The organism is Burkholderia sp. DN3021 (assembly GCF_049805555.1).
Taxonomy (GTDB): Bacteria; Pseudomonadota; Gammaproteobacteria; order Burkholderiales; family Burkholderiaceae; genus Burkholderia; species Burkholderia pyrrocinia_C.
On the sequence record NZ_JBNCAB010000196.1, the window covers coordinates 1 to 2,482 of the forward strand.

1 protein-coding gene is annotated in these 2,482 nt (G+C 64.9%); it reads left to right on the forward strand.

The window, feature by feature from the left end:
* Positions 1-2,482: hemagglutinin repeat-containing protein (locus ACPUER_RS36315; protein ID WP_425133522.1), on the forward strand; the 2,482-nt coding region annotated here is incomplete at both ends.

The following is a 2,482-nucleotide window of genomic DNA, read 5'->3' on the forward strand; positions in this document are numbered from 1 at the left end:
GGGCAAGCTCGAGATCCAGGCGGACAAGGGCATTGAGTTGAGTGCGGCGCAAGTGAGTGGGCACACGATCAAGCTGGATGCGGGCCAGCGCGCGTTGGTGAGCAACACGGCGAACGTGGTGGATTCGAGTTTCGAGGCGCAAACCCGGGAAGGGGTGCTCTACTCGACGCACCGTGAGACGACACGTGGGGCCTCGACGGCGGTGGGCAGCACGATCGACGCGGGGCGTGCGGGGAGCCTGTCGATGTCGGGTGAGGGGATCCGGCTGGAGGGTGGTGCCTATCAGGGAGCGCGTGCGACGCTGGATGCGAAGCACGGCAATCTGGTGATGGCGACGTCGCAAGACCACACCTATGAGAAGACGACGCAATCGAGCGTGGGGTTTGCGGCGGGAGCCAGTGTGGGAGCGGGCTTGGCCAGCGCGCAGGCGAGCTTCAGTACGGTGCCGGGCGAGACCCGGACCCAGGCCGTGCGGCAGGGCGAGAACAATGCGAGCGGCTCGCTGGGTAACGCGAAATTCGGGCTGCAGTTGAACAGCAGCACGGATACGGTCAACGCGAAGACGAACCGCAATGCGCAGCTGGATTTTAGTGAGGCGCTGACGCTCAAGAGCCAGAAGACGGTGGATATCGGCGGGGCGGACCTGCGTACGGATGCGGCTTCGGGGAGCATCGATATCGATGGTGCGCGGGTGGCGAGCACGAAGTACCGGGACGAGCGTGACGAGACGCACGAAGACAGTTCGCTGTTTATCGGGATCAAGGGCGAGCAGCACAGCTCGTTCAAGCAGTTGGCTGACGATGTGATGGAGCAGGTTCAGAAGCAGACGAGTGGCCAGACGAAGGATGCGGGCACGGCTGCGCTGCAGGCGGGTACGTATGTGGGCGATGCGCTCAATATTGCGTTCGGTGACAGCTATGGGGCCAGCGTCAATCTGGCGGCGGAGGGTCAGCATACGTCGAGTTCGAAGCGCAGCACGGCGGAGAACCTCACCCAGTTGAGCGGCAGCCGGATCAACATCACGAGCCGCACGGGCGACCTGAATCTGAACGGTGTGAAGGTGGAGGGCGCGCAGGTGTCGCTGGATGCGGCGGGCAGCGTGAACCTTGCGGCGGCCAAGGCGACGAGCCAGGGCGACAGCGAGACGTACAACGCGGGCTATAGCCGAGGCGGGAGCTTCTCGAGCAACGCGGTGTTCCGTTCGGCGGGGGTGGGGATGAACGAAAGTGTGAACGTCGGACACCACAAACAAAAGAGCAGCGACGTGAATTACACGAACACGGAGTTGAACGCGGGGCAGGTGTCGATCCGCTCGGGTCGGGACGTGACGCTGCGCGGGGCGAATGTCAAAGGCGAGACGGTCGCGCTGAAGGTGGGGGGCGACACGAACGTGATGAGCATGCAGGACCAGCACCGCGAGGATACGCAGGCGTGGGACGCGACGCTATCCGTGGGCATGGGCGTGGGTCTGAATCACACGGTGGACCCGGTGTTGGGAGTGGTGGCCAATCCGACCGTCACGATTGGCGCGAACGGTAGTCACGGGTGGGACGACAGCCGCCGCACGGTGCAGCAGGCGGGGATCGAGGCGACGCAGAAGTTGACGGCGGATATCAAGGGCGACGTCAATCTGGTGGGCGGGCATCTGGTGTCGCGTAGCGGAGCGGGCGCGGTGAAGGTAGGCGGCCAGGTGAGCGCAACGGACGTGGAAGACGCTCGGCACAAGGATGGCAACTCGGGTGGGGGCAAGCTGGCGGTGAAGCCGGACGGGATGGCGACGCTGGAGTTCAGCTACGGCAAGGACGACCAGGTGCATCGCACGCAGACGCAGCGCAGCACGATCGCGGTGAATGAGTTGCAGGCTGCAGGCGGGATCTCGGGGCCGTTGAATCGGGATGCGGGCCAGATGTCGACGGTGACGGACGACCGAAAGCTGGCGGGCTCGAAGATGACGGTGGAAGTGGGTGACCTGGTGGAGCACATCAAGGGGCGGCTGAAGTCGAAGCAGGCGCGTCAGGCGGAGTCGGACGACGAGGGGACGTTGGCGTATCGCTACGCGAAGCAGGTGCTCGTGCAGCAGGGTGACGATGACGTGACCGCGCGAGCGGTCCAAGACCTGAAGGGCAAGCATCCTGAGAACACGACGGTGGTGAAGGCGGGGCCGAATGGCGAGTTGGAGGGTCTGGACAAGCTTGCCCCAACGGATGGGAAGGTGAAGGTGCAGGTGGTGGGGCACGGCGATCCGGAGAGGGGGAAGCTGGGGGGAGCGGATGCGCAGGAGCTGGCGGGGCAGATCAAGCAGGTGAAGGTGCTGCTGGGCGAGGAGGCGCAGGTGTCGAAGGTGGCGCTGGTGGGGTGCCGCACGGCCTGTGGTATGGGCGAGCAGCCGAGTCTGACGCAGCAGGTGCAGACGGAGCTCGCCCAGCAGGGCACCGAGGTCGGCGAGGTGAAGGGGTATGACACCTATGTTAAGGTAGATCCC